The sequence below is a fragment of the Fibrobacter sp. genome (assembly GCA_012523595.1).
Lineage (GTDB): Bacteria > Fibrobacterota > Chitinivibrionia > Chitinivibrionales > Chitinispirillaceae > JAAYIG01.
On sequence record JAAYIG010000103.1, the window covers coordinates 1 to 24,153 of the forward strand.

At 44.9% G+C, this 24,153-nt stretch carries 10 protein-coding genes; all 10 read left to right on the plus strand.

Going from position 1 to position 24,153, the window contains the following annotated elements; all coding sequences use genetic code 11:
• Positions 1–89: 89 nt before the first annotated feature.
• The 10 genes from GX089_06480 to GX089_06525 all read left to right on the plus strand — a co-directional run bounded on the left by GX089_06480 (position 90) and on the right by GX089_06525 (position 24,131).
• The gene (locus tag GX089_06480; protein NLP02121.1) at positions 90–2,534 is read left to right on the plus strand and encodes a glycoside hydrolase family 31 protein; all 2,445 of its coding nucleotides are present in this window, start codon (positions 90–92) and stop codon (positions 2,532–2,534) included.
• A 330-nt stretch (positions 2,535–2,864) separates the two neighbouring features.
• Complete coding sequence (locus GX089_06485) at positions 2,865–4,694, plus strand: hypothetical protein (GenBank protein NLP02122.1); 1,830 nt, start codon at positions 2,865–2,867, stop codon at positions 4,692–4,694.
• A 73-nt stretch (positions 4,695–4,767) separates the two neighbouring features.
• Positions 4,768–7,323 (plus strand): family 43 glycosylhydrolase, encoded by a 2,556-nt coding sequence (locus GX089_06490; GenBank protein ID NLP02123.1) that lies wholly within the window; start codon positions 4,768–4,770, stop codon positions 7,321–7,323.
• A gap of 83 nt (positions 7,324–7,406) precedes the next feature.
• Positions 7,407–9,125 carry a hypothetical protein gene (locus GX089_06495; GenBank protein NLP02124.1) on the plus strand — a complete coding sequence of 573 codons (1,719 nt, stop codon included), beginning with the start codon at positions 7,407–7,409 and terminating at the stop codon, positions 9,123–9,125.
• A gap of 270 nt (positions 9,126–9,395) precedes the next feature.
• Entirely contained in the window at positions 9,396–11,630 is a 2,235-nt protein-coding gene (locus GX089_06500; GenBank protein NLP02125.1) for a hypothetical protein, read from the plus strand.
• 74 nt (positions 11,631–11,704) lie between these two features.
• Entirely contained in the window at positions 11,705–14,014 is a 2,310-nt protein-coding gene (locus GX089_06505; protein NLP02126.1) for a family 43 glycosylhydrolase, read from the plus strand.
• Positions 14,015–14,116: 102 nt separating this feature from the next.
• Entirely contained in the window at positions 14,117–16,306 is a 2,190-nt protein-coding gene (locus GX089_06510; GenBank protein ID NLP02127.1) for a hypothetical protein, read from the plus strand.
• Between the two features lie 37 nt (positions 16,307–16,343).
• The gene (locus GX089_06515; protein ID NLP02128.1) at positions 16,344–18,164 is read left to right on the plus strand and encodes a carbohydrate-binding protein; all 1,821 of its coding nucleotides are present in this window, start codon (positions 16,344–16,346) and stop codon (positions 18,162–18,164) included.
• 255 nt (positions 18,165–18,419) lie between these two features.
• Entirely contained in the window at positions 18,420–21,332 is a 2,913-nt protein-coding gene (locus GX089_06520; protein ID NLP02129.1) for a carbohydrate-binding protein, read from the plus strand.
• A 66-nt stretch (positions 21,333–21,398) separates the two neighbouring features.
• On the plus strand, positions 21,399–24,131 hold the full coding sequence (locus tag GX089_06525) for a hypothetical protein (GenBank protein NLP02130.1): 2,733 nt from the start codon (positions 21,399–21,401) through the stop codon (positions 24,129–24,131).
• Positions 24,132–24,153: the final 22 nt, after the last annotated feature.

Sequence of the window (24,153 nt, forward strand, 5' to 3'; positions counted from 1 at the left end):
CGTCGTATTTCAGCAGGGTCTGGGGTTTAAGCATTACATCCTGCACTCAGCAAAGCGATGGAATCATGTGTACATGCAATACGGGGGTCATGAAAGTAAAGATCTGTCGTGAGGATATTGTGCATGTCGCTTATTCGACATCCTCGGCAATTCCGCCCAGACCGCTGAAAGTGGTGACTGCTGAATGGGGGACTCCGCAGTTCAGTAAAACCGAAGCGGGAGATACGATTATTCTGCAGACAAGTAAGATCAGAGTAAAAGTCAGTAAATCTACGGCGAATATTACGTATACGGACCTGGGTGGTAAGGTAATTCTTTCCGAGTATGGAAAGTCAATGACTCCTGCAACGGTTGAGGGTGTGCAGACCCATACTGTCCGTGGTGAATTCTATTCCCCTGCTGATGAAGGTCTGTATGGGCTGGGGCAGTTTCAGAGGGGGCAGGTGAGCTACAAGGGAAGAACTGAAGTATTGGATCAGGCTTATGGTCCTCATACAACCGCTGTTCCGGTGCTTGTTTCAACCAGGGGGTATGGAGTTTTCTGGGACAGTTATGCAAAAATCAATTTTAGCGGCAATATTGCGGGAAATACCAGGTATGCGTTTTCGTCTGAATGCGGTGATGCTCTGAATTATTACTTTTTCTATGGTCCTGAAATCGATCAGGTTATTTCCGGATATCGTGCGACAACCGGCAAAGTACCTCTTTTCCCGAAATGGGCCTATGGTCTTATTCAGTCCAAAGATCGTTACTATTCCCAGAGTGAGATATTTTCTGTCAAAGACGGCTACCGCAATAATAAAATTCCGCTCGACTGCATTGTTCAGGATTGGCACTACTGGGATGGAGCTGGCAAGCAGGGCTGCTACTGTTTCAATTCCTCTTACGGGGATGTAAAGAAGACAATTACAGAACTGCATAACGCAAACATTCACACACTGATTTCTATCTGGAGTCAACTGGAAGAGGGTTCGCCGCCGTTTAATAATTTCAATTCCAAAGGATGGCTATGGCCTTCTGATGGAGCAACCCATTTTATTGATGCATACAATGCAGATGCGCGGGAGGAGTTCTGGAGACTTATCCGCAATGCGTTTTTTGATCCTGCGGTACAGGGATGGGATGGCTGGTGGCTTGACAACGATGAACCATTTCCATATCCCAACGGCTTCAACAGACGAACTCTCACGACTGCAATGGGAAAGGGTGTGCTGTTCTATAATACATACACTTTTCCGCTGACTGAAATGGCATATAAAAACTGGCGCATGGACATTCCCGGCAAACGTGCTGTCATTCTTCACCGGGCAAATTTTCCCGGTCAGCAATCACACTCCTGCATGCAGTGGAACAATGATATAGACTGCAGTTGGCCTGCATTGAAAAATTCAGTCCCTTGCGGTCTTAATTCCACCCTTACCGGTATCCCTTACTGGTGTACGGATATCGGAGGCTACTGGGGGGTAAATGTCGATTACTCTACGCCGTCAATGCAGGAACTTTTTACCCGATGGTTTCAGTATGGTGCATTCCAGCCGGTATTCCGGATTCATGGAAATATGAAGCCTGGTCAGGGTAAAGAGCTTTATAATAAAATGTGGTCGGAAACTACCAGGCAAAACCTTATTCTGATTGATAAATTGCGTTACAGGCTTATGCCCTACATCTATTCTCTTGCCTGGATGACGACAAACGAAGATTATACTCCCATGCGTCATCTTGTTTTTGACTTCAGAAATGATCCACAGGTAAAAACCATTGGTGACCAGTTCATGTTTGGCCCTGCATTCATGGTGAGTCCGGTTACCACAGAGGGTGCTACATCGCGTTCGGTATATTTCCCATCCGGTATGTGGTATGATTTCTGGACAGGTTCAATAGTCAACGGTGGAATCACAAATAACATATCTGCGCCGCTGTCAAAGATTCCACTTCACATAAGAGCAGGTTCCATAGTGCCTATGGGTCCGGAAATTCAGTATGCTACAGAAAGGGCGGATACAATCGAGTTGCGTATCTATCCCGGAAAAGACGGATCATTTACAATTTATGAGGATGAAGGTGATAATTACAATTACGAAACCGGCAGTTATGCCACAATCCCTATTACTTATATCGATGCCACCCGTAACGTCATTATCGGCAGTCGTGAAGGCAGTTTTAAGGGCATGGAAGAGAAAAAGGTATTCAATATTGTATTTGTCACGTTTGATCACGGGGTAGGTGGCACGATAACCGCAGAACCTGACCACAGGCTTGAATATACCGGCGAGCAGGTTTCGATTTTTCCTGTCAGGGCTCTGCCGTCGCAGTCAAAAGCCGCTGCAAAATTACCCTCGATAACTATGAGAACTACCGGTGGCCGTATCGCTTTTCCCGGAAAATTCTCGGGGAGATTGAAAAGTATAACTGTTTATGACTGCTCTGGAAAGCTGTTATTGAAAACAGATGTTACGAAGAATGTCCTTGATGTAAAAAGGGACCTGGGACTTCCCACCGGTGTTTATGTGGTAAAGGCGAATGTAATCCGGTAAAAACCCATTAAAATGTGTATAAATACCGGCGCATATTGATTGTGCGCCGGTTGCAACTATGAGCCTGCAGCATCTTCAAGAGCTTAATTTGCTTAATCGTTTAAGTGTGGGGCTATGGGTATTTGGGAGTAAGGACTGGATTCCTGAAGGAATATCGTGATGTTGAGAGTGCTTTTGTATATGCCACATGTTCCGCTTTCTGGAACACTTTTTTGTGCTGTCCGTTGCAAATCCCCGCCACTAAAATCAAGTGTAGCTATATTAGAGAATATATGATCTGCTGATCTGCTACTGGGGGGAATGTCATCAAGGTTATTCGGGGGGCATTTTATGGGTAAGTTATCAAGGTTATTTGTTTTTTCGCTGCTTCTTCCTGGAAGTATTCTTTCCCAGCAGGTCAATCAGACGTGGACCTTCAATGTAGGTGGCCTCACCCGGAAATCTATCGTGTATGTCCCGTCTGGAATAAATAACCCGCCTTTACTGATTTCCATGCACGGAATGGGTATTCCTGCCAGTATGAACCAGGGAATGATGAAGTTTGAGCCGATCGCAGACAGGGAAAAGTTCATTGTGACATATCCTGAATCAGCTCCTGGCAGCGATCTGAGGTGGGATCTTGGAGGAGACAAAGATATCAAATTTATAGAGGCAATAATCGATTCGATGGATAAACGGTTCAGCATCGATCGCAACCGGGTTTACGCATCCGGGTTTTCCATGGGCGGCATGATGAGTTACTATCTGGCCTGCAAGATCCCGGAGAAGATCGCGGCGATAGCTCCTGGATGCGGATACCCTCTTGGAGGCCAATCAGGATGCACAAAAACCCGTCCGGTGCCCATTTTTCACATCCATGGTACTGCTGATGATTTTGTTGCTTACAGCAATCTTCACAATTTTCTGAACAATAAAATCAGAGAGTACGGCTGTCCGCAGACAGCACAGAGAACAGAACCTTACCCTGTTTCAAACCCCAACTCAAAGTCTTTCAAGGAGTACTGGGGACCCTGTACCGATAATAACGGCATGACAAGTGAGATCACACTTATCTCTGTCACGGGTATGATCCATGACTGGGCTACTCCCGGAAAGGCAAATGCCAATGATGATCCGGCTTTTAAGGGAAAACCCTTTGATGTGAACGGGAGTGAAGAAGCCTGGGCGTATTTAAAAACCCAGTCTCTGACAGGGGCAGGTTACCGTCTTGCAGTAAGTACAAGAGGACGGGGAGAGGTGACCAGGAGTCCTGATGAGAGCTATTATAAAAAGGACACACAGGTGACACTCAAGGCCGAGCCCTCCGAGGGATGGGTTTTTGAAGGCTGGAGCGGTGATGCCAACGGGAATCAGAATCCATTGACTGTTACTATGAATTCGTCTAAATCGATTACAGCCAGTTTTGTCACTGAGGACGGAAAGAGGGATCTTGTCCTGAACGGCAATTTTTCATCCGGAACCGATCACTGGACATTCAATAACTGGAGCGGAAAAGGTACAGGGAGTGTTGTTGATGGAGAGTACAGGCTAACAATCAGTGAAACCGGAAACAATTATTATGATATTCAGGTGGTTCAGCCGGGAATACTTCTTGAACAGGGTAAAGCCTACCGTCTGGTGTATGATGCTTATGCATCAGCAAACCGGGTTCTGAATATTAATGTAGGGATGCCGGTTGAGCCTTGGACAACATTTCTTACCAATGTTACCGATGGAGAGATAGCGGTCAACCTGACTGCATCAAAACAGACTTTCACACTTGATTTTATTATGGAAGAACCCACTTATGAGGATTCCAGAGTTGAGTTCAGTGCGGCAACTGCAACTCCATCTGTATACATAGACAATGTTTCACTCTATGAAATACAACCGGTGGAAGTCTCTTTGAAGAGATCCAAAGGTGGAGTAAACAGCTTAAAAATCCGGAAAAACGGTTCTGTAATCAATTTTACATTCAATACTTCCGGAGCCGGCAGTGCAACTCTTGGCATTTATGATCTGAAAGGTAAAGTGGTGCATACTGAACATTTCAAGGCACATTCAGGATCGGTTCAGAGATTAAACCTTGAAACATCAGTAATACCTGAGGGTTACTACATTGCAAAAATCAGCCGCGGGAATACTGCTTTTGCAAAAGGGTTTGTGGTAACAGGCAGGTAATGCATCTGTGAAATAACCTGACTATATGAATAAACGAAATAAAGAACCTGAACAGAGAAATCAAAGGGTGACCATGATGACTCCAAAAGTTTTCAAGAGATTTGTATCTGCAGTGCTGTTAAGTGTCTTTACACTGTCCGCGGAAACAGTTCAAAACCCTGTGATCTGGGCTGATATCCCCGACCCATCTATTGTCAAGGTAGGCAGTGAGTACTATATGAGCTTCACGACCATGCATTTCGCTCCGGGTGTCCCGATCTTGAAATCCACAGATCTGGTCAACTGGCGCACTGTCGGATATGCCTACAATACTCTTGTCAACAATGATCAGATGAATCTCAACAATGGTAAAGACGCCTACAGCAAGGGTTCCTGGGCAAGCAGTATCAGGTATAAGGACGGAACTTTTTATGTGCTGACTTTTTCTTACACTTCAAACAAAACCCATCTGTACTCGACAAAAGATGTGGAAAACGGTCCATGGAAAGAGGTTCAGATTTCTTCTGTATACCATGACCCATCCCTTTTCATGGACAGTGACGGGCGAAACTACATTGTTTACGGGGGCGGTGATATCCGCATAGTCGAGCTTAATTCAGATATGACAGGACTTAAACAGGGCGGCCTCAACAAGATTCTTATCCCGAATGCTCATGGTCTGGTCGGAAATATAATTGTCAATGCTGAAGGTGCGCACATAGAGAAGATAAATGACTGGTATTATGTTTTTCTGATTTGCTGGCCAAGTTCCGGCTACGATGGGCGAACGGTTCTGGTATACCGCAGCCGGACAATTGATGGTAAATATGAAGGAAAAGTTGCACACAGCAGCAAGGGTGTGGCACAGGGGAGCGTTATTCAGACAGAAGATGGTTCATGGTGGGGATATCTTTTCCAGGATAATGGTTCAGTTGGCCGGTGTCCATGGTTGATGCCTGTAACGTGGCAGAATGACTGGCCGGTTTTTAACGGTGGCGTTTCACCAACCTCATTTAATATACCTACTAATACTACGCCCGGAACAACAGGGGTTGTGACAAGTGATGATTTCAGTTCTTCGAAAATGAAGCTTGAATGGCAATGGAACCACAATCCCGACAATGCAAACTGGTCATTGACGGAACGTCCGGGCTTTTACCGCATAAAAACCAGCCGGGTCGATGCAGGGGTGCTGAGAGCTAAAAACACCCTTACTCAGCGCAGCTTCGGACCTAAATGCTCAGGCCGCATTGCAATGGATGTATCCGGGATGAAGGATGGGGATGTCGCGGGTTTGTTAGCGCTTCAATACGAGTACGGATATGTGGGTGTCAAGAAATCAGGAACAAATCTTTCTGTTGTAATGGTCAACGCCAAATCAAGTAATCCCTCGGAGATTGCAAGTACGCCGATCAGTCAGAACCGTATCTACCTGCGGATAGATATGGACTTTACCAACCGCAATGATAAAGCGACATTTTTCTACAGTCTTGACAGCCTGAACTGGAAGCAGATTGGAAATACTTTGCAGATGACTTATGATCTCAAGCACTTTGTCGGATACAGGTTTGGCCTGTTCAATTATGCCACAAAGAGCGTCGGCGGGTATGTGGACTTTGACTGGTTTCAAATCGGAAAAAATTACAACGATATAATGACCATTGATGAGTCATCAGGCTTGAAACTTTCCATAGGAAATGTTGGCCGGGGGACAGTGAACTGTTCACCTGACAGTTCAAGCTATGAAAAGGGTACGCAGGTGACATTGACAGCAACTCCTGAAGCAGGGTGGGTTTTTGACAAGTGGACCGGTGATGCATCAGGTAACCAGAATCCTCTGACTGTGACAATGAACTCGTCGAAATCGATCACAGCCAATTTCGTTACAGAGGATGGCAAACCGGATCTTATTGTAAACGGCAGCTTTTCATCAGGATCCAGTAACTGGACATTCAACAACTGGAGCGGAAGCGGCACGGGAAGTGTTGTAAACGGAGAGTACAGGCTCGATGTCAGTGAAGTGGCAAACAATTACTATGATCTGCAGGTAGTGCAGCCTGGAATACTTCTTGAACAGGGCAAGACCTACCGTCTGATCTATGATGCCTATGCGTCAGCAAACAGAACTCTTTTTGTAAATGTCGGCATGCCGGTCAGTCCCTATACTTCATTTTTGGGAGCAGATGGTGAGTCTATTGTAAATGGATCGCGTGAGGTTAATCTCACAACATCAAAACAGACCTTTACACTTGAATTTACCATGGGAGAGCCAACTTACGAGGATTCCAGGGTAGAATTCAGCGTAGGAACCGCTACTCCTTCGGTATTTATCGACAATGTGTCACTCTTTGAAATCATACCGGTAAAGATATCAGGACCTTATCTGAGCAGGGAAGCGAATCAGATGAGTGTACGTAAAAACGGATCTTTGATAAGTGTTTCTATTGCTGCCGAAGGACATGGTATTGTAACTGCAGATCTTTATGATCTCAGGGGCAATGTTGTGCGGAGTGCCGGTTTCAGAAAAGTTCCCGGTTCAGTCCAGAGGTTCAGTCTCAGTACTGCAGGGGTTCCCGGTGGTTACTATATATTGAAGGTCAATAACGGCAAAACAGTTTATAAATCAGGGATTGTACTGACCGGCAGATGATTCTGAAAGGGAAAGAGACTGATAATATGAAAACAGGGAAATTTATTGGTTGTAAAAGGGTTTTATTTGCAGGACTAATCTGTTTGTTAGTCCCTGCGGGTGATGCACAGACTCTTATCGACTATTTTCTTCCGATGCCGATTGTAAAGCCTCTCAGATCAGACAAATGGGGTTGTGCAATGACAGGGAAGAGGGACATTGGTAATGGCCTTGAAGATACAACCAACAGGTCATTCAGTTACTGGGATGGACCGATAATAAAGGGGCCGGATGGGAAGTATCACATGTTTGCGAGTCGCTGGAACCAGAATGGTGGTCACTGGGCATGGCTGTCTTCTGTAGGGATCCATGCAGTAAGTGAATCCATAATGGGTCCATACGTTGATAAGGGGTTGACATGGCCTCACAATGACGGTGGAAAGGGCCACAATATGACCATCTTACAGCTTAAAGACGGAACCTATGCATCAGTTGTCAGTGATACCCGCCCCGGAGATTTCTTTACGGCTCCGTCGCTTGATGGGCCGTGGAGTTTTGCCGGTTCAATCAGTATAGACGCCAATGGGTTCAGCCGTCCAAGGGAAATCGCAAACCTCAGCATCATAATCCGCCCAGATGACGGTAAGTTTATGATTATAGAGCGCCACGGACAGATCATGACCAGTGATAAGCTTACCGGGCCCTACAAGGTCCAGTGTAATTCCATTTACAGCGGGCTTGCGCCAAATCTGGAAGATCCGGTTTTGTGGTACAGTGGCGGGTATTATCATGTGGTTGTTAATTCATGGAGTGATAAAAAAGCTTATCACCTCAGGTCAAAGGACGGTATAAGAAACTGGACAAATGAAGGCCTGGCATTTGATCCGAGATCAAATTTTCTGCGTTACACCGATGGAACTGTCAACAGGTGGACAAAGATAGAACGTCCCGGAGTTTACATCGAAAACGGGCATATCACACACTGGACGTTTTCTGTGATTGATTCTGAAAAAGAGCAGGATCAGGGTAATGATGATCATAACAGCAAGGTTATCGTTGTGCCTTTTGATGGTGTGTCTTTTGACGGAGTCACTATCCCTGAGCACAGGGATACGGTATATAATGGTAAATTTGATGCCGGGAAAATTGGATGGACTCTCAATGTCTGGGGAGGAAGTGCCACAGGTGATGTGATAAATGGTGAATACAGGACTATAATTTCAAGTCTTGGAAACAACAATTACGATATTCAGCTTGTGCAGTCAGGACTTATTCTCCAGCAGGGCAAAAACTACCAGGTGTCATTTGATGCTTATGCAGCATCAGAGAGAATCCTGGAGGTAAATGTGGAGATGGAGAAAGATCCCTGGACAAGTTATCTTGAAGAACTGGAAACGTTCAATCTGACTACTGTCAAAAAAACCTGTTCCTTTACTTTCAAGATGGAGCATCCTACCGATTCAAGCGGACGGCTCGGGTTTAATTTTGGCGCGTCGACAGGGACGGTGTACCTTGACAATATCTCAATCCAGCAAGCTACCGGAAATATGATTGCTTCAGGGAACCGCAGGATCAGATTAAAACCGAGAGTCGCTTATGCAAACGGCTCACTTGGAATCAAGTATGGCCCGGTTCCCGGTGTCCGCTTGTCTGTTGATTTATTTGATTTGAAGGGAAATGTTGTTAAAAGCGGAAATCTGCAATCCGTTTCAGAAAATACCTGGACTTATGACCTCTCCTCGGTACCTTCTGGAATCTATGTTGCCGGAATAAGAGCAGAGGGGAAAATACTCAGCAGTACCAGATTCCTGCATCGGAATTGATTGGGTTTACGGTATACCCTTATTGTATGCATTTTTCCGGGATCTTCGGATCCCGGAATAGTTCCCGACAGCCCAAATTTAAAAGTCACTTCTGAAATTCTCTCCTTTTCACATACCCGGGCCTTTAATCCTGGTTACCAAATATCACCCCTTCAGGGCTCACTGTTCCAGTTTATAGAACACTTTTTATCCTCCATCCTCGGTTATTCACCGCATCTGGGCTGTTTATCCTTAAATTATTAAAATATAACACTATAAACAGGGATTCTTATGGGAACAAAGTCGATGTTTAAACGCTTGATTTTCGTTGGGTTGACGGTTTTTTCCACTGGATTGGCATCTCAATTATCTGCAGGTGATTGTACCGTGCAGTTCGAGGATGTCCAGCAGAAGATGACCGGTTTCGGGGGATCGACGGCATGGGCCGGGGGATTGGCCGATAATCTGATAAACGATCTTTTCTCACCCACAGATGGGTGCGGGTTGACACTGATGCGGATGAGGATAGCTCCCAACGGGACAACCGGGCAGGGTGAGATAAATATTGCCAAAAAAGCCCAGGCACTGGGTGCCTCTATCTGGGCTGCTCCCTGGTCTCCACCGGCTGAGTGGAAGGATAATAACAACGTAAATAATGGCGGAAGTCTTCTGCCGTCACGTTATCAGGACTGGGCAGACCGGCTTGTAAACTATGTAAAAAATCTTCAATCTCAGGGAGTTGATCTGAAATGGATTTCAGCGCAGAATGAGCCTAACTGGACGGCTGATTATGAATCCTGCAGGTATACCCCTGAACAGCTTGCAACCTTTGTAGGGGATTACCTTGGGCCATCACTTGAAAGAGCAGGATTAAAAACCAGGATAATAGCGCCTGAAGTCATTAACTGGGGATCGCTCAAGCCCTACGGTGATGCCTTGTTAAACAGTCCAAATGCAATGAAATACTGTGATGTAATTGCAACACACTCTTACGGTGATGAACCAACTGCTTCAAGGGGTTTCCCCTATAATCTGGTAAGAGAAAAAGGTAAAGAACTCTGGCAGACAGAGTATGGCTTCGATCAGTTTGCCGGTGATGAATCGATGACTCCCGGTATTGCAATTGCAAAACAGATGCATGGTCAGATTGTAAATGGTCCTGTCAGCGCTTACCACACATGGTGGATTATTCCGGCGGATGGGGTAAACGGAACTGCATCAAACGGGCTGGTGATGAGGGGGCATGTGATACAGCGCGGTTATGTGATGGGCAACTACAGCCGGTTTGTGAGACCGGGCTCCTACCGGGTTACAGCAAATCACAACCCATCAAATGGAGTATATGTCACTGCATATCGCAATGATTCTCTCGGACAATTGACAATTGTGGCAATAAATGAGAATACTTCTGCAACAGAACAGAGATTTGTACTTAACGGCGTATCTGTTCCTTCTGTGACTCCGTGGGAGACATCGGATGCTGTCAAACTGACAGCCCGCAGCCAGGTTACAGCGGGAACGAGCTTTTCCTGGAGACTTCCGGCAAAGAGTGTGGTAACGTTTGTCGGGTACTATGCTTCGGGTATACGCCTCAGCATTCAGACTGTCGGCAATGGAACTGTAAGCCGAAATCCTGATAAGTTTGCTTTTGAAGAGGGAGAAACCGTTACCCTTACGGCTCAGCCGCAGACCGGATATGTTTTTGCCGGCTGGAGCGGTTCCGGATTGAGCGGGAATGAAAATCCGATAACTATAACGATGAATGAGGATAAAGCGATTACTGCGTTATTTGTACGCGGTACTGCAGACGGCAATCTGGTGCTTAATGGTGATTTCAGTTCCGGTTCAGAAGAATGGACTCTCAATACCTGGGGCGGAAGTGCATCCGGGAGTGTAGTGGATGGGGAATATCGGATAAACATTGAGAGTACAGGAACAAATTCTCATGATATTCAGCTTGTTCAGCCGGGTCTTTACCTTGAAAAGGGCAAGACCTATGTGGTAAAATTTGATGCGTATGCCGCATCAGAGAGGTCGCTGGAAGTGAATGTAGAGATGAAGGATGAGCCGTGGACAAGCTATCTGCCGCAATTGCAGCATTTTGATCTGACGACGACAAAGCAGACTTTTACCTTTAAATTCACAATGGAGCATCCGACGGATATCGCCGGCCGTATTGGATTTAATGTCAGTACCTCCACTGCGACTGTTTTTATCGATAATGTGTCAGTTAAGGAATTTGATCCCACATCGCTCTATTATGTCAGCCGCATCAGGAACTCTTCTATTAATGTAAACTGTAGAAATTCTCTGTTGAGAATAGATATGGGAGATTTCAGAAACGAAAAAGCCTCGTTGGATATCTTTGACCTGAAGGGGAAAGTTGTAAAGTCCACAGTGCTACGGACAAGAACAGGTGAATCAGGCAGTTTAGATCTGTCTGCTCTGCCATGCGGATTTTACGTTGTCAAAGTCGGAGTTGAAGGAAGCATAGTACATGCTTCGAAAATATTACTGACGAGATAGGTTCGTACAGGTTGTATTTAAGCGTAAATTGATCACAGGAATAATACATCAGTAACCGTAAAAGGGAGTATCAAATGATCTCAAAGCGTTCAATCAATCCGGGATTGCTTTTACTAGTAATAGTGGCAATACAGACAGCAACGGCAGACAATTCGATTATCACTCATAAGTACACAGCCGACCCCAATGCCATGGTATGGAATGACAGGGTTTATGTGTTCTGTTCCCGTGATGACAATAACGGGGAGGGTTACGATATCATTGATTACACCCTTATTTCATCGGATGACATGGTGAACTGGACTGATCATGGAGAAGTTTTCAGAGTACCAAGGGACGCTTCATGGGCAAACCGCGCTTACGCACCGGGAGCTGCCCACAAGAATGGTAAGTTTTACCTTTACTTTCCTGATGGCGGTTCATCGATAGGTGTCGCAGTTGCAGACAAAATAGAGGGTCCTTATAAAGATGCAATAGGCAGAGCTCTTGTAAATAAAAGCATGCCAAACTGTAATGTGGAGTGGCTTTTTGATCCTGCCGCTTTTATCGATGACGACGGGCAGGCTTATCTCTATTTTGGAGGAGGCGGATCGACTCCTGGAACAAACCTGCGGGTAATAAAACTGGGCGATAACATGATTTCCACGGATGGAACCGCTGTGACTATCAGTGCCCCGCGTTCCTTTGAGGCTGCCTTCATGCATAAAAGGAATGGTATTTACTACTTCTCGTACTCTACCGATTTCAATGGCAGTTCAGCCAGAATCGATTACATGACAAGTAACAATCCCATGACCGGTTTTCAGTATAAGGGGATTATTCTGGATAATCCCTCTGTGAACGGTAAAAACATTAATATGGGTAACAACAATCACGCCTCTGTTGTAGAATTCAAGGATAAGTGGTATGTGTTTTACCATGAACGAAGGGTATCGAATCAGGTTTACAAAAGAAGCGTAAGTGTTGATCTGGCTGACTATAATGCTGATGGCACAATGAAGAAGTCTGCCTGCACCGATAATGGTCCTCCCCAGATTAAATATCTTAATCCCTATGACACTGTACAGGCTGAAACTATTAATCGGCAATCAGGTATAAAAACTGATGTGTGCAGCGAGGGCGGGATAATGGTTACCTCCATTTCCAATAACGATTATATTCGTGTCAAGGGAGTGGATTTTGGTGATGGTGCGGAGAAGTTTGAAGTGCGGGCCGCAAGCGGTTCATCGGGCGGTTCAATCGAACTGCGGCTTGGCAGCCAGACAGGGACTCTTGTTGGAACCTGTAATATCACGGGAACAGGTGGCTGGAGCACCTGGAAAACCTTTGAATGTGAGGTCACCAACTGCAGCGGTGTAAAGGATCTCTATCTGGTTTTCAAAGGATCTGGTGAGCCTTTCAGACTCAACTGGTACCGTTTCAGTGGGCCTTCAGGGTATTTGCTTTCAATCCAGATTGCTGGGAAGGGTACAGTGAGTCGTTCTCCGAACAGATCCAGCTTTCCGGAAGGTACATCAGTGACACTCACTGCAGAGCCCAATGATGGATGGGTGTTTGATAGTTGGAGTGGTGATGGGGTAAGTGGTAACCAGAATCCACTTACTATAACCATGAATGGTGACAAGGCTGTCACTGCAGTTTTTAAACGCAATACTATTGATGGTAACATTGTGTTTAATGGAGATTTTGCATCAGACGCAGATGACTGGACGTTTAATACCTGGAGCGGCTCTGCTACAGGGGGGGTTGTAAATGGAGAGTATAGAATAGGGATCAGCAGTGTAGCTGAAAACAGCCATGATATCCAGCTTGTGCAGTCTGGGCTTTATCTGGAAAACGGGAAGACCTACCAGGTGGCTTTTGAGGCCTATGCTGCTTCCAGCAGGTCTCTTGAGATAAATGTAGAGATGGATGAAAGTCCGTGGACAAGTTATCTGCCTGAACGGAAGAATTTCAGCCTTACTACGACAAAACAGGAATTCTCCTTTGTGTTCACGATGGAGCATCCGACAGATGCAAATGGCCGTATAGGATTCAATGCAGGGCTTGAAACTCCGGCAGTTTTTATCGACAATGTAAAGGTAAAAGAATTCAGTGTGGCAACTGTTTCTTCCCCTGCAGTGGTACAATCATCAGGTGTGAAAGTAAACTGCAGTAATTCGGTTCTGCACCTGGAATTTACATTACCGGAAAACGGACCGGTTTCTCTGAACCTTTATGATTTGAAGGGAAAGATGGTAAAGAGTATTGCGGTTCAGAAAAGATCAGGCACAGTGTATTCCAACAGTTTCGATCTGTCGGGTATAAGTGAAGGATCTTATGTTCTGAAAATCAGAAGTCAGGGGAAGACAATCGGCAGCTCAAAAGTATTGCTGGTAAAGTAAACCGTTTTTATACAGAGAAAAACTACCGTGATCTTATTTGTATCTGAATATCTGCGTTGATAACGCAGGTAATTCAGATACATCTATTTAGGAGTAAAAAAAATGAAAAATATGCAGAATAGAAGAGAAGCAGTGTATGTTTGTTCAATGCTTCTTTTTCTACTGTTGTTCGGTAATGCCGAAGCTGTAACAGTTACAGTGAATCCAGGGGTGCGGTATCAGGAATTCGAGGGTTGGGGTACTTCGATCTGCTGGTGGGGGAATATTATTGGTAAATATCCTGATCAGGCCCGGGATTCCATTATGGATTTGTTGTTCGATACCTCAAATGGTCTGGGACTTTCCATAATCCGCTACAATATTGGCGGCGGTGACAATCCATCACATAACCACATGGGAGTGGGAAAGATGATGGATGGGTTCAAGGCAGGTGAAAATGCCCAGTATGACTGGACAAAAGATGCAGGGCAAAGGTGGGTTGTCAATGCGGCAAAGCAGCGTATTCCATCGGATTGGTTTATTGCCGAAGCTTTCTCAAATTCTCCTCCGTACTGGATGACCGTAAGCGGATGCGCATCAGGCGGATCCGGAGGGAGCAATAACCTTAAAAGCGGGTATTATTCACAGTTTGTGGATTATCTAACTACGGTTGTAAAGCATTTCAACGATGAATGGGGAATTTTTTTTCGTACACTTGAACCAATGAATGAACCGGATAATGGATGGACGGTGAACGGTGCGCAGGAAGGGTGTTCTTTTTCGCATGAGAATCAGGCCAAGCTGATACTGGAGGTGAAAAAACAGTTGGATGAGAAGCAGTTGTTAACAAAAATATCCGCACCGGACGGAGCATCGTATGGGTCTACGATCGCTGCTTACAACTCATACAATGCGAATGTCAAATCCTGCATTTACCAGATCAATACACATGGGTATTTCGGGGGCAGCCGGACGGATTTGCTGGCTCTGGCACAGAGGGACGGCAAGAAGCTCTGGGCATCTGAAATAGACGGCAGTGGAGCCGAGTATCCTTTTGACCAGTGGACACATAATCATAACGACATAGTTCCGGGTCTTGATATTGCAAATCGCATAATCAGGGATCTGAGGGATTTAAAGGCAGAGGCCTGGATTACCTGGCAGGTTGTCGAGAGCGAACAGGCTCAGACCAGTGTTAACAAAAATTGGGGCTGTATTCATGCAGACTTTACCGGGGGAAACAGGTACTATATCACTAAAAAATACCATGCGATCCGTCAGTTCACTTCCATTATCCGTCCATTCTCCAGGATGATCCGTATTGATAATAATGATGCAGTTGCCTTTCTCTCTCCTGAGCAGGACCGGCTTGTCATCGTTCAGAGAAATGCTGGTAACAGTGCTGTTACTTTTGACTACAATTTGTCAAATTTTCAGCAGGTCGGACCAAAAGTGTCTGTGTGGAGAACTTCTGCGACGGAAAATTTCCAGAAATTAGATGACTTGACTGTTGTGAACGGAACGCTGTCAACCTCATCATCGCCAAAATCTATTACAACTTATGTGATACCCATACAGCGTGGAGCAGCCGGTAACCTCGTGACTAACGGTGATTTCAGTTCAGGATCTGCCGGTTGGACTTTTAATGCCTGGAGCGGTTCCGGAACCGGAAGTGTTGTCAATGGAGAGTATAATATCAGTATTGGAAGTCCTGCTTCAAGAAGCCATGATATCCAGCTTGTTCAAAACAGCCTTTATCTGGAAAAAGGAATGAGTTACCGGGTTTCATTCGATGCATACTCTTCTGTAAACAGAACTCTTGAGGTCAATGTGCAGATGGGGAGTGATCCCTGGACAAGCTACCTGTCCCAATTACAGCAATTTGATCTTTCTACAGAAAAACAGAAATTCTCCTTTACATTTAAAATGGAGGGTCAGACAACCGACAGAGGACAGATTAGCTTCAATGCCGGTTTGTCTGCCGGTACAGTTTTCCTTGACAATGTATCGGTGGAGGAGATTGATCCCACAGGGATACAGTGCGTGAGGAATACTGTAATGCGTTCTCCTGTGAATGTCAGAATTAACAATTCGATGTTGGAAATAGAGTTCACAGGATCTGAAAAAGACGCGTCTTTGAAGTTATTTGATATTAAGGGTACTTTGGTGAAAACCTTCGCTATTAAGTCCGGGAATGGCAGATATTATTCAGAGAGCTACAATTTATCAAATATGCCGGCTGGATATTATTTGGCAAAGATTAGTTCCGGAAAAAGCGTTCTCCATACATCAAGGATAATGCTGGTAAAGTAAACAGGGTTGTACCCATGTTCATCAGGAAATAGGCAAAGTGAGAAAAGTCAATATATGTCTCTGCTGTATTCTCTTTATGCTCTGTACTGCAGCATACTCCCAGGATCCCGATTTTCACATCTATCTCTGTTTCGGGCAGTCTAACATGGCAGGTGCTGGGACGATAGAGGCTCAGGACAGGACTGTTGACAGCCGCTTTCAGATGATGGAACCGATTGGATGTACGAATCTAAGCAGGACTTTCGGGAAATGGTATCCTGCTGTCCCACCACTCTGGGGATGCAATGGCGGTCTTGGACCGGCTGATTATTTCGGCAGAACGATGGTGGAAAACCTGCCTGCCAACATAAGAGTGGGTGTAATAGTCGTCGCAATACCGGGTTGTGACATAGCACTGTTTTTTGAGAGCGGATATGAAGGGTACGATACCTATAATTATGTTCCGCAAAGGTATGGAGGGAGTGCGTACGCCTGGTTGCTTGATCTGGCTAAGCTTGCACAAAAGGATGGCGTGATAAAGGGAATTTTACTGCACCAGGGAGAAACAAATAACACCCAGAAGGACTGGCCTCAGAAGGTTAAGAGAGTATATGATAACTTTATAAGAGATCTGGGATTGACTGCAGCGGAAACACCGCTTCTTGTAGGTGAACTGCTCTACCAGAATAAGGGAGGTGTATGCTGGGGGCACAACAGTGTCATCGAAACCGTTCCCAGTGTAATACCGAACTCGCATGTCATTTCTGCTGAGGGGCTTCCCGGAAAGGATCAGTTTCATTTCAATACGGAAGGCAACCGTCTGTTTGGAATTCGTTATGCACAGAAGATGCTGACATTGCTTGTTTTAGATAATAATGATCCTCCAGAAGTCAGCATTAGTTCACCTTATGATAACAGCAGTTTTTCTTCACTTGAGACAGTTACAATTGAAGCCAGTGCTTCAGATCCTGACGGAAGTGTTGAATGTGTGAAATTTTATGACGGTTCGGTTTTTCTGGGAAGTGACAGTGCTGCCCCGTACAGTTATCAATGGTCTGGCATGAATGCAGGGACACACAGTATTACTGCCGAAGCGATAGATGACAAGGGGCGAAAGGGTGTTTCAGATCCGGTTTCTGTCATTATCGAGGCAGTTCAGGGGCCTTACAAGGGTACGGCTCACGCTATACCCGGGCGTATAGAAGCAGAGGAGTATGATCTGGGTGGTGAGGGTATTGCTTATCATGAGGCAAATGCAAATGGCAATGAGGGCAATGCTGCTTTCAGAAATGATCAGGTTGATATAGAGGCAACTGCCGATGAATCGGGTGAATACAATATCTGCTATATTTTACAGGGTGAATGGCTTGAGTATACAGTCGATATAGCATTGACAGGGAAATATGACATTGCTTTGCGTGTGGCTGCTGATGGTGATGGGAAAAGGATGCATATTGAGATCGATGGAGTGAATATCACTGGTTCAATAGAAGTGCCCAATACCGGGGGATGGCAGACCTGGACTACTGTTACTGTAAAGGATATCGATCTTGTACAGGGGCAGCATGTAATGCGTGTCGCTTTTGATGCCAACTATATGAATCTGAATTATATGGAATTTACGAATACATCGACGGCGTTAAGGAAAAAGGACAGATCGCCAGTTAAGCTCTCTCCGGTTGTTTTTTCAGATGAGGGGTTTCAAATCAGGACAAATGGTCAATTTGACTACCGGATTACATCAATAAATGGCACCTTATTGGAAAGTGGAAGCGGGAATAGAATAAAGAATACAGGGATTGGGCTTTCTCAGGGTATTTATATACTCCATATCAGAAATTCAGGGGGTATTTATACCCGGAAAATTCTCAAGAAATAGTTAGTGTGAAGTAGTTTTGCCAATACCCGTTTTAATTGTGGTTCTGCGGGTGAATGAAGAGTACTGTCCATGCAGGATGCTCAGATAATCCCAGGAAAAACCCCATCTTTACATCTAATACTAAATTTTTGCTCTGTTCCGGTTTACGGAACACTTTTTTTGCCGCATTTACTGAAATTTACTGTTATTGATCTAATATTCGTTAAATTAATAGATTAGACATTCTGATTTTCCGGAAATCCAAGGGGCATATTTATGCATATGCATAAAATCTGGTGTTATGGCGGGAATAAACGTGAGAAAATTCTATTCAAGTCAGTATTTGTCATTGTTGCTTTCTTCCTTTTTCTGTCATCGGCCATTGCGGGAACCCAGGCGACATTTTATGTGTCACCGGATGGCAGCGATGATAATCCCGGAACAATAAGTGCGCCTTTTAAAACAATCACAGCGGCCCGGGATGCTGTGCGCAAGATAAACAGCAGCATGTCCGGAGACATAATTGTTTACCTCAGAGGCGGCACTTACAATGTAACAAGTCCAATAGCATTGAAGCCGCAGGATTCCGGGAAAAACGGATACAGGATTTACTACCGTGCCTATCCGGGTGAAACACCGGTTGTAAGCGGAGCCGTAAAAGTCACCGGGTGGACTCAGCACAGTGGAAACATCTACAAGGCTCCCCTGGACCGCTCCACTAAGCTGAGAAATTTGTATGTAAACGATATGAGAGCCTCTATGACCAGTAAAAGAGTCACGGCAAGAGGGGGGCAGGGTACTTATTCTGTAAGCTCTGGACAGGCCTCGTGGGCATGGGCAAGTGGCAGCAAGAGTGATGGTGTAAAGTATAATATATCGGATGTGCCGGCGATTGCCAGTAACAAGGATGATCTCGAAATTGTAAATGGTACTACCTGGAATGAAAATATTGCCTGTGTAAGGGATGTCATTACTACAAATGATAATTACAGGGCGCTGATGCTGCAGCAGCCTTATGGAGCGATAACACAGACTCCCGGCTGGGGTGCGGCATTTACAACAACTGGAAATCACACGATTTTCAATGCTTACGAGTTTCTGAATTCTCCCGGACAGTTCTACTTTGATAAAACCGCAAAAATGCTCTATTATTACCCTCGTCAGGGTGAAAATATGGCAACAGCGGATGTTCAGGCTCCTGTTGTTGAAATTCTGTTTGAAATTGCAGGTAACTCCACTACTGAACGGGTCGAGAATATAACCTTTGAAGGCATTACATTCGCACACACCGATTTCAATCTTTACCAGGTTGGCAATTCAAGGGGTAAGACAACTTGTCAGGGTGCAAATGGATACATTGCTTTTTATGGTGATCTTAACTGGCACACTACCAGATATGAAATTCTCGATGTAAATCCGGGAATGTTAACAGTGAGAAATGCCAAATCTATTGACTTTATCGGCAATGTGATAAAGCATGCAGGTGCTGATGGAATCAATATGGCTAATGATGTTGTAAGCTGCAATATTATCGGGAACTATATAACAGATATCACATCAAGTGGTATTACCATAGGTCATCCTCAGCATATAGATATCGGAGATGGTGGAACTTATGCAAAATACCCCCGGGGTGTAGAGGGCGTATGTAAAGACATTACAATAAACAACAACCTTCTTTATGATATCAGTATGATTCCGGGATTTGGAGGATGTGCTGCCATAACAGCATACTTTACAGAATCACTCGCAATAACCCATAACCATATCGAGCAAACAGCTTATAATGGTGTCAATCTGGGATGGGGATGGAGAGAGTTTAAATCATCGACAACCGCCAAGAACAACACAGTCAGTTATAATCGGATAATAAACACTCTGAGAAGACTTCATGACAGTGGTGCTATCTATACGATAGGGCAGAATCCGGGAACAAACATCAATGAGAATTATGTCAGGGGAATTCCTGCTGCGACCAATGGCCCTACTTATGGGCTGCATAACGATGAGGGTAGCGCGTGGATAGTTGAAAATGATAATGTTCTGGACATCGATCCCAATGTCAAATATACCATCAACTGTGAGGATTTCGGCGAGAAACATCACCTGACAATCCTGCGAACATTCGCGACTGTAAACAAAATGGGTGTTAACCCTCCAAACAGCACAATAGATCCGATCCAGGTGCGTTCAGATGCTGTCTGGCCGGCAACCCAGTATACTTTTTGTGTCAATTCAGGGATTCAGGATCAATACAGGCATGTTTATCCGGCCAATTTTATAAAGACAGAAAACTATGTGTTCCCTGCAAGCTGTGAAGCGCCTGCTGGAAGTACCATAAAAATCCGCAGTACTGGAGATTCTTCGGCAACAGTCTGGTTTGCTCCCTCAGGAACATCGAATTTCGCAGAGGGTCCCTCGATGACAAAGGCAGCGGGATATGACACGCTGATCAAGGTTCCGGATAGAAATGGGATTTATAAACTGTATGTTGTCAACAGCCAGGGAAAATCAGCCGAGTCGAGTGCATTGTTGAGAGTAAGCGGATCGTTATCACAGATTGAAGCAGAAAATTATACCTCACAATCAGGAATTCAGACCGAAACCTGCTCTGAGGGCGGGCTGAATATAGGGTATATCGAAAACGGAGATTATGCTGTTTACAGTAATGTCAATTTTGGCACAGGTTCCGAGGAATTTCAGGCCAGGGTAGCCAGCGGCGGCAGTGGCGGAAAAATTGAAATCAGGATTGACGGCAGCAATGGGACACTTATAGGAACCTGTCAGGTCAGTGGAACAGGTGGATGGCAGACATGGACAACAGTCTCTTGCAATATAAGCAAAGTGACAGGTAAGCATGATGTGTATCTGAAGTTCACAGGGGGGGATGGTTACCTTTTTAATCTAAACTGGTTCGAGTTTATCACAGGCTCAACTGCGATTGAAATGAGAAATATCAGTGAAATCAGCAGCTTCAGGACATTCTTATCAAAAGAAAAAATCGTTATCAGGCAGAAGGGAAAAGAAGCAGCATACAGTGTTTCGGTTTTGATGCCGGATGGGCGACTGGTAAAGAAAATTGATAAAGCATCCGGGACCTGCATTGTTCCGGTGAGGAACAGGGGACCTTATATCGTCATGATCAAATGCGAAGGACGTGTCAGAAAAAGCATTGTTTCGGGCTTTTAGGACGTGAATAATGATTGGCATTGAGTTATAATTTGAACTATAGAGGAAAAAAAAGGGAGAAAGAAGATGGGAGACAATTTATTCAAATTCAGTATTGCTGTATTACTGATGCTCTGTTTTTCGTACGGTTCTGCTTATTCCTCAGTTGACGGAAGTGTCGCAGAATTCTGGGAGCAGCAGTACCGTGAGATGCAGCAGGAAATAAATTTGTATAAAACTGCGGCAAAAAAAGCTTACAGAGAGAATGACCTTCTGGATGATAATGCTCAGATCCTGCCGGAAGATAAAACTCCAACCGATGTTGTAATGCGCCGTACCAGACTCCTTCTTCAGGACCTTAAGCGCCGGAGTAAATCGTCAAAATTTAATGAATATGAGAAAGAATTGAATGCGCTTCAGAGAGAACTCAGTTCCGCAGCGCTGGCGAAAACATCTGACAGTAACACAGATACAAAAGATCAGTTCATGAAAGTCAGTGCGCTGGCCAGAAAGATCGCTCTTGATAACCCGCTGCTTGATTTCGAAGATCTGCTCTTTATCGGATATGTGTTCCCCAATAATGAAGTACACATGTGTGATCAATACAACCCATGGAATATCAACATGGGTGGAGGCTTGTTTATTCTGAAAAACTTTAAATCAAATCCGAATCTGGTAAATGTTCTACAGAATTCCAGGGTACAAGGCGGTCCTTTCAACGGATCAAATCTTTCAGGGGGGGCTTTTCTCTCTCCTGATCTCTCTTATGATGGAAAGACAATCCTTTTTGCCTGGTCGCCACCGAACAACAAATGTTACCACATTTTCAAAGTCAATATTGACGGATCGAATCTGGTGCAGCTTACCGATGGATCATCATCTGAGTTCAATTTCCTGCAAAATTCCAATCATAATGATTTTGATCCTATATGGCTTCCAAACGGCCGCATTGTTTTTATTTCCGACCGTCGTGGAGGGTACGGAAGGTGTCATACCAAAGGCAAACCAACCTTTACACTTCATTCGATGAAGGATGATGGTTCGGATATTATCTGTATCAGCTACCACGAAACCAATGAGTGGCATCCAAGTGTCGACAATGACGGGAAAATCGTTTACACACGCTGGGACTATGTTGATCGTGATGACTGCATAGCGCATCATATGTGGACTTGTTACCCTGATGGAAGGGATCCGCGGTCTTATCATGGGAACTATCCTCTCCCTTTACAGACAATTACAGGTTCGAACTGGAGAGACGGGAGGTGGGACAGGCCCTATGCGGAATACAATATCAGGGCGATACCGAATTCTTATAAGTACATCGCAACCGCATCGGGACATCACAGCTACACTTTCGGTGAACTTATCATGATTGATCCTTCAATCGAGGATGATGGAAAAGTTTCACAGGTGAGAAGAATAACAACAGCCTGGAACAACTGGCCTGATTTTGCCACAGGTCCCTATGGTACTGCATGGCCATTGAGCGAAGATTATTACCTTTGTAACAAAAACAACAGCATTATTCTGCGTGACAGGTGGGGTGGAGAACAGCTCATTTACTCAACAAATTCATGGCGGCCTATTGATCCCATACCTGTCAAGGCAAGGCAAAAACCTCCTGCTCTTGCAACTGCTACCTGGCAGGGAGAACGTAAAAACAGAGACGATCATTATCGGGCTACAATAAAGGTAAACGACGTTTATAACAGCGATATACCGCTTCCGGCCAATACGGTGATAAAGAAAATGAGAATCGTCCAGGTGTTCCCGAAGGAAACCAGGTTGATAAATGATCCAAGGAACGGTTATCCTGCCGAAGCGCTGGCCAGAATGTCACTGGGAACGGTTCCGGTTGAATCTGACGGCAGTGTTTATTGTGAAGCACCTGTAGGAAAGATTATTTATTTCCAGTTAATTGACGACAAGGGACTTGCGGTACATTCGATGCGCAGTGCTACATATGTTCATGAAGGTGAACAGATGGCATGTGTGGGATGTCATGAAAACAAATGGCAAGCGCCTCCCGGAGGTGCCAACAAGATAGCCTTTTTACGGCCTCCATCAAAACTGAACCCTGAAGCAGGAGGGGTTGAGCCGGTTAACTTTGCCCGTCTTGTAAAGCCGGTTTTTAACAACAAATGTGCACCTTGTCACAGGAGCAGAGGCAGAGGGCCGGATATGAGCTTTGGCAGCCTCAAGAACTATGCGTTCTATTTCTGCGGTGATGGAAATCCGTATATCAATGGGGATATAGTTACTCCAGTAAAAGGTGGCTCACGAACCACTCCCGGCAAATTCGGAGCTGCTTTTTCCAGGCTTATCAATAACCTGAACCCGTCACATCACGATGTTTCTTTGACAGAAGAAGAATATCAGCGGATAACTCTCTGGCTTGATTTGAATTCAATGGAACTGGGAGCAGATTACAGGGTCAATGATCAGAAGAATGGGACTCTGGTCTGGCCGAGGATAGATCTGGATCCCTCAAATCCCCAGGGTGTTGAATTTGACCGTCCCTTACCGGGTACTGTGAGTGTACTGCGTGATAAGGAGATAAAGAGGATCAAGTTATTCAGAGATGGTTCAAGTTTGTCACTGACAGATCCTGAAAGGGCGTTCTGTGCTTTGTCATTGTTTGATATTTCAGGACGACTGGTTAATAAGTGGAACTTCAAAGATGAGGTGAACTCGATTCGACTTGACATGAAGACGAACAATATCACAAAAGGTGTTTATATATTCAAACCGGAATATTCCGGGAGCTCAGTATCCGGAAATGCAGTAAACACATCGGTGAAATTTATAGTTCATTGATAACAGAAAAAGCGGCAAGCCA

What these genes read in the sequence shown, in the direction of transcription:
- GX089_06490 (NLP02123.1), top strand. Translation starts at nt 4,768, where the DNA reads ATGATGACTCCAAAAGTTTTCAAGAGATTTGTATCTGCAGTGCTGTTA.
- GX089_06500 (NLP02125.1), top strand. Translation starts at nt 9,396, where the DNA reads ATGGGAACAAAGTCGATGTTTAAACGCTTGATTTTCGTTGGGTTGACG.
- GX089_06505 (NLP02126.1), top strand. Translation starts at nt 11,705, where the DNA reads ATGATCTCAAAGCGTTCAATCAATCCGGGATTGCTTTTACTAGTAATA.
- GX089_06525 (NLP02130.1), top strand. Translation starts at nt 21,399, where the DNA reads ATGGGAGACAATTTATTCAAATTCAGTATTGCTGTATTACTGATGCTC.
- GX089_06485 (NLP02122.1), top strand. Translation starts at nt 2,865, where the DNA reads ATGGGTAAGTTATCAAGGTTATTTGTTTTTTCGCTGCTTCTTCCTGGA.
- GX089_06510 (NLP02127.1), top strand. Translation starts at nt 14,117, where the DNA reads ATGAAAAATATGCAGAATAGAAGAGAAGCAGTGTATGTTTGTTCAATG.
- GX089_06480 (NLP02121.1), top strand. Translation starts at nt 90, where the DNA reads ATGAAAGTAAAGATCTGTCGTGAGGATATTGTGCATGTCGCTTATTCG.
- GX089_06520 (NLP02129.1), top strand. Translation starts at nt 18,420, where the DNA reads ATGCATATGCATAAAATCTGGTGTTATGGCGGGAATAAACGTGAGAAA.